This window comes from Synechococcus sp. R55.7, from assembly GCF_047461955.1.
Taxonomy (GTDB): domain Bacteria; phylum Cyanobacteriota; class Cyanobacteriia; order Thermostichales; family Thermostichaceae; genus Thermostichus.
Genome location: NZ_JANSIC010000071.1, coordinates 2,143 through 8,252, shown reverse-complemented (window position 1 = coordinate 8,252; position 6,110 = coordinate 2,143). Strand labels below are relative to the sequence as shown.

The 6,110-nt window shown below is 59.9% G+C and carries 5 protein-coding genes and 1 pseudogene; 3 read left to right on the top strand and 3 right to left on the bottom strand.

Features of this window, described 5'->3' with window-relative positions:
- Positions 1-449 (top strand): DUF29 domain-containing protein (locus tag NW820_RS05475; RefSeq protein WP_414406900.1); only part of this gene is annotated, 449 nt, incomplete at its 5' end.
- Between the two features lie 5 nt (positions 450-454).
- On the opposite strand, the gene nusB is transcribed toward NW820_RS05475, so the two are convergent.
- The 3 genes from nusB to NW820_RS05460 all read right to left on the bottom strand — a co-directional run bounded on the left by nusB (position 455) and on the right by NW820_RS05460 (position 4,481).
- Positions 455-1,330, bottom strand: coding sequence for a transcription antitermination factor NusB (gene nusB, locus NW820_RS05470; protein WP_414331399.1), 876 nt, complete (start codon positions 1,328-1,330; stop codon positions 455-457).
- Positions 1,331-1,449: 119 nt separating this feature from the next.
- Positions 1,450-3,609, bottom strand: a complete 2,160-nt coding sequence (locus NW820_RS05465) for an ATP-dependent helicase (RefSeq protein WP_414406899.1) — start codon at positions 3,607-3,609, stop codon at positions 1,450-1,452.
- An 11-nt stretch (positions 3,610-3,620) separates the two neighbouring features.
- Positions 3,621-4,481 (bottom strand): Cof-type HAD-IIB family hydrolase, encoded by an 861-nt coding sequence (locus NW820_RS05460; protein ID WP_414330353.1) that lies wholly within the window; start codon positions 4,479-4,481, stop codon positions 3,621-3,623.
- A 201-nt stretch (positions 4,482-4,682) separates the two neighbouring features.
- Between NW820_RS05460 and NW820_RS05455 the strand changes: the two genes are divergently transcribed.
- Both NW820_RS05455 and NW820_RS05450 read left to right on the top strand, forming a co-directional pair.
- Positions 4,683-5,636, top strand: coding sequence for a DUF1517 domain-containing protein (locus tag NW820_RS05455; RefSeq protein ID WP_238376757.1), 954 nt, complete (start codon positions 4,683-4,685; stop codon positions 5,634-5,636).
- 82 nt (positions 5,637-5,718) lie between these two features.
- A pseudogene (locus NW820_RS05450) lies at positions 5,719-6,110 on the top strand (hypothetical protein); the annotation flags it as partial.

Here is a 6,110-nt window from a genome sequence, read left to right as displayed (position 1 = left end):
GAAGCATGCAACTTTACGAGTACGACTTCTATGCCTGGACGCAAAAGCAAGCCGCACTGCTGAAATCGGGGCAGTGGGATCAACTGGATATCGCCAACTTGGTGGAGGAAATCGAGGCTTTGGGCAGGCAAGAACGCCGGGAATTGCTGCACCGGCTGGGGATCCTGGTAGGGCATTTGCTGAAGTGGCAATTGCAACCCCACCTGCGAGGCAAAAGTTGGCGGGCAACGATTACTGAACAACGCCGCCAGATCCAGCGATTGCTCAGAGACAGTCCCAGCCTCAAGCCCGATCTTTCGGCAGCCCTGCAAGAGGCTCACCAGGACGGGATCCTGTTGGTGGTGAGAGAAACGCCATTGTCTGAAGCAGATCTGCCTGCCCAGTGTCCCTACACATTTGAGCAGGTGATGGATCCCGACTTTTATCCTGGCAAGGAAGATCCCCAGTGATCTGCTCAGCCCCCGGAACCAGAACCAGGGAGGGAGGGATCCCGACCCCGGTGGGTCTCCATCTGGCTGTCCACTACCCGTCGCAGCACTCCGTTGACGAAAGCGGCGGCCTCAGGATCCCCGTATTTTTTGGCCAATTCTACAGCTTCGTTGATGGCAACCTTCACGGGGCTGCTGGCCAGTATTTCCATCTCCACCACCGCCAGGCGCAGGATATCTCGTTCGATCCGACCAACCCGCTGCAATTGCCAACCCACCAAAGCCTTTTGCAAACGAGCATCAATCGCCTCCTTGTGGGTTCGCAGGGCAGTTAACAGTTGCAAAGCGTAGGCGCGCACTTCTTGGGATTGGGCAATGTACAACAGTTCCGGCATGGACAGGGCAACGCCCACCCGGTTGACTGCTCTTTGGGACAACTGGACAACCTCATCCAAGATGTGGCGGACGCTGTGCAGCCGCTGTTCCAGGTGTTCTAAGGCTTGGCCGGCGTTGCCGAGGGCCACTTGCACCTGCTGGATTAGCTCCAGCAATTCCCCCCGTAAGGCATTGGGGTCAGGAACGTCCGCCTCCTTCAGAGTGATTTCCAGGCGCTGCAGGTGTCGTTGGGCCTGCTGAAGGCGGAGGGTGACGGAGCGGGATCCACCCTCTTCCTTGGGATCCGAATCGGCCAACAATAGAGGATCGCTCTCGTGCAACAAACGGTCGCTGCGCTGGATTTCCGCCGCCGCTGTGGAGAGGGTTTCATGGGTCTCTTCACTCAGGGCGCGGATGGCTGCCAGCAGCAAGTCCTCCAGTTGTTTTTCGCTCAGTTTGGCCGCCGTGGCTGGCAGTTGATTGACCCCCAGCAGGGCCAGTTCGCGGGCAATACGCCGAGGTTGCATTGCAGAATATCCATAGCTTCTGAAAGACTGCCCCATTGCCGCAAGGCGGCGCGCAAGCGCTATCGGGCTTAGCCATGCTAGCAGGTTGCCAATCCATGAAGAACGAGAGACTCACCCGGTCAACCGGCCCTAAAACTGCGACTTAACACCCGAAACACCAAAGATGAACTCTGCTCTGTGCCAAAGCGAGATTGGCTGGATACCGAGAGGGTGAGCCGTCGTTTGCTGCGGGTGATGCCCACATACAGCAGCCGCAGCCGCTCCGCTGCCAAGTCCAAAAAGGCTTGCTTGGTGGCCGAGTCGGCCTGCAGATCCCAACAGCTTTTGGGGCTGAGCTGCCGCAACTGGGCCAGGGCCTCTGCCTGCATATCCACTTCATCCAAAAACTTCAGCCCCAGGGTTCGCTCCCCGTACTGGGTGGGAAACTCGTAGGCCGACACCTGGGGGATGAAGACCTGATCCCATTCCAGCCCCTTGGCCCGATGCAGAGTCGTGACAGTGATGCTGCCCGGCTCGGGGTCGAAGGCGAAGATCTCCGAAGGCAAGTTGTTGAGGCGGTGATCCAGAATCACTTGAAATTCTTGGGCGATCTCCTGCCAATCGGTTTCGGGCAGGGATCCCAGCACCTGCTCCAGCTGATCGATTACATAGCGACCCACAAACAGCTCTTCCGGCTTGCGGTAGAGGCTTTGAACGATCACATTCAGCACCTCCGGCCAAGGGGAGCGCCCGGCCCGGAGCCAACCGGCAAGGGTGCGCAGCAGCCTGCCCAAGTTCTGCCAAGGCGGGCCATCGGGCAGAGCGGGAGCCTCACCGAAGTTGGGGAACAGCAGCCGCTCCGGCAGAGAGGCGCGGATCCAGCTCAACATCGGTCCCAGTTCAGCACGTGGGATCCCCGCCCAATCCGCCAAGCAATCCACAGCAGCAGCCAAGCGAGTGGGGGCAGTGGGCTGGGCAAACCAGTCGATGATTCCCTTGAGCTGCAACAACACCCGCCGCTGACTGGGACTGCCCCGCAACAGATCGATCACCCGCTCCGCTCCCATTTCCTGGAGATAGCTGAGGGCCTTGCCCCCCAGCTCGTTGGTGGTGACCAGAATGGCCACCGTTTGGCCGGGAAAAGCTTGGGTGGCTGCAATGGCCTGCCGCGCCACCTGTTGCAGCTCCTCTTCCGGGGATCCGACAACCCGCAGAAAGTCCACACCACCCTCGCTGGCCGGGGGGTTTTGGCCACCGGAGGTAGCCAGTTGAATGAGTTGGAGGGCCAGAGCGGTGCGCAAAGCCGGGATGGGGTGCTGCTGATTCACCCACTCCACCAGGCGGTTGGCCAAAGCGATGATCTGGGGGGCGCTGCGGCTGGATTCATCCAAGAGCACCACCTGAGGACTGGCCTGGCAAAAGGCGCGAAACAGCCGCGGCTCGGCGCTGGTAAAGGTGCCCATGATGCTCTGGTTGGGATCCCCCACCCGCACCAGGTTGCCGGTGCGTTGGCTGAGCAGCCGCAGCAGCTCTTCCTGCAGGGGGGAACTGTCTTGGGCCTCATCCTCGAACAGGTAGTCGTACCAGTTCTGCACCTGCTCCCGCAGCTCTGGACTGCCCTCGATCAAATCCACTGCTTGCCAGCCCAGGTCGTCGTAGTCTAACTTGCCCAGGCGACGCAATTCCGCTTGATAACCGGCGTAGATGGGAGCAGCCCAGCCCAGATAGCCCTCGCTGGGGATCACTTCTGGCCCCAGGCGCAGATTCTTGGCCCTGCTGATGACCACCTGCACCATCTGCTGGAAACTGCGCCGGAACTGGGCTCGGTTTTGGGCGATCTTTTGCGGGTTGTTGTCGCCGGGGATCAGCGGCTCCCAGAGCTGAGTATGGCGGACGAGCCAAGCGCGGCACAGGCGGCTGAGCAACCGCTCCTGTTCGTATCCCTCCAAAATAGACAGCTCCTCCCAACGGCTGGGGGCCTCCCGCAACACCCGCAACGACAAAGAATGCAGGGTAAAGGCCTGGGTAAAGCGATCCGGATACCCCGCCCGTTGCAAACGTTGATTGATGCGGCTGATCAAGTTGCCCCGCGCCGAACGCATGTAGGTGAACACCCCGATGCGCTCCGGTGGGATCCCCCGATTGAGAATTAAATCGGCGATCAACAGCTCCAGAATAAAGGTCTTGCCGCTCCCCGGAACGGCGGCGATCCCCAGCGGCCCCGATTGGTAGGCCAACGCCTGTTGCTGCGCCGGACGCAGGGTGACCTCAGGAAAGGGAGAAGAAGCCAGACCCAGCATGGGATCCCTGCCTAGCTGAGGATGAAGGTCTCGATGGCTGCCGCCACCCCGTCTTCTGCCACAGGAGGGGCAATCCAGTCGGCATGGGGCAACAGAGCAGGCGAGGCATTTCCCATCGCCACCCCGATCCCCGCATACCGCAGCATCTCAATGTCGTTGTCGCCATCGCCAATGGCCATCACCTGCTCCGCCGACAACCCCAGCATTTCCTCGGCCAAAAAACGAACGGCATTGCCCTTGTTCACCGCCGGATGGGTAGCCTCGAGAAAAATCGGCTCTGAACGGGTGAGGTAGAGCTGGTCAGGGGAATACCGCCGCCGCAGGGATCCCTGCAATTCCTGCAGGAACTCGGTATCCTCAGAAACAGCCAGGATCTTGGTGGGGCTTCGTCCGTATTGGGCGGAAGAGAACATCTGGAACGGCACCTGCGAGCGCTCAGCATAGGCCTGACTGAGAGGGCTCAGCTCCCGTAAGTAGAGCTGGTCATCGATGTAGAGGTGAACCCCCACCGGCTGATCCTGCAACGCTTGCAACAACTCCTCGGCCAGCGGCCAGTCCAGGCTCCAGTGCTTTAGGGTCTTTTGGCTATCGGGATCCCGAATTAAAGCCCCCTGGTAGCTGCATAGGGGCATATCGGCCCCAATCGCGTAGTGGAACCGCTCGGCAGAACGATGCATGCGACCCGTAGCGATGGCTACTCGCACCCCTGCTGCTTTGGCCTTCTGAATGGCCTCCCGAACCGGCTCTGAAACCTGGTTGGAAGGCCCGGCAATCGTGCCATCGATATCCACCACCAACAGCCGAATCTGGGCACGGGGTGGAGAAGATGCCCGCTCTCTTTCCTCGGCTTGGACGTTAGCCTGAGTTTGCATTGCTGTTGTTTGCCCTCCTCCTGGCAACCTTCCAGACCGTAGCATGGCTCTGCCTCGATTGGTTGACGGTCATTGGCCGGCTCAGTACACAAAGAATCAACACAGAAGAATTGAACAAGTGAGATGGCCGGGTGGGGGATCGGTTTCCGCCCCTATTCCCGCCAACGAGAAAGCGTAGAATTAAGAAAGACTAGCCCCGTGATGGACGAAAACATTGTGATCATGCTGAAACGAATCGGTCGCGTCTGCCGGCCTCTGCTGGCCATTGCCCTGGCCTTGACCTTGGCCCTGGCTCCCATAGGCGCTGTTTGGGCACGCAGTGGCGGTCGCATTGGCGGCGGATCTTTCCGGTCTCCGACGTTCTCTGCCCCCCGCTCGATTGGCCCGCACTACTCAGCTCCTGTCTACCCCAGCTATGGAGGCGGCTTTGGTTTTCCGCTGCTGGTGCCCTTTTTCTGGGGAGGGGGGGGTGGCGGCCTGCTGACGCTGCTGCTCTTGGTTGGGGCAGGTAGCTTTTTGGTGCAGACGCTGCGCTCGGGGATCAGATCCGAAGAAGGGGACGATAGCATTGGGGTTCGCGATCCCCAGGTAACTGTTGCGCAGGTAAAAGTGGGACTGCTGGCCAGCGCCCGGCAACTGCAAAAAGACATGAACGCCCTGGCTCTGGAGGCGGATACTCAGTCGCCAGAAGGGCTGAGCCAACTGTTGCAAGAGGTCACCCTTGGCTTGATGCGCTACAGCGACTACTGGGCCTATGGCCATGCCCAAGCGGAGAAGCTGCCCCTCTCCCGCGCCGAATCCCTGTTCTATCAAGCCTCTTTACAAGAACGGAGCAAGTTCAGCGTCGAAAGCCTCAGCAACCGCAACAACCAGATCCAACAAGTCTCCCAAGCGGCGCTGCAGCGATCTGCTGCTGGGATCCCAGATGTTGGCGAGTACCTGCTGGTAACTCTACTGGTTGCGTATCGTGGTAACTTGGGTACACTACCTGTAGTTAACTCCATGGCGGATCTGCGGCAGTGCCTGTTGCAGCTGGCTTCGATTCCGGCAGATCGGATTGTGGCCATCGAAGTGCTGTGGACGCCGCAGTTGGAGGGAGACACCCTGTCGGCAGAGGCGCTGTTGACCGAGTACCCGGAAATGCGGCTCCTTTGAGAGCCTTTGGGCGATAGACGGCAACTGTTGGCTGAGTGTCTCAACTCCTCGGGATCCCCGCCGCTCAGGCTAGGGAGGTTGTATGTCCGGGTTAGATGCTTCAGCGGGCAGAGGCCGTCGTTCCCCTTGGGCATGGTCTGGCCAAGTCAAGCAGGCAGATTCTCTGTTGGATGAGCTGTTCGAGGATTTGGAGAACAGCTTGGAAGAGGGGCTGTCAGAAGCCGGCGAATATCCTTACCTCGGCACACGGCCCCCACTGCCTTCCCGGCGCTTCTCTGCTGCCGGAGGATTACTGCTGGGTATGGCTTTGGCCGCTACCTTGGTGGCAGGGCTGGCTTTTTGGATGACCCTGCGCCCGCGGGCGGTGGTTTTTTCGCAGGCCACTCGGGATCCCTTGGCTGAGGCACCCAATTCTTCCCATTCCGATGCTCACCAGGAGCCCTTGCTTCCCACTGCTGCTGATGTGGATGAAAA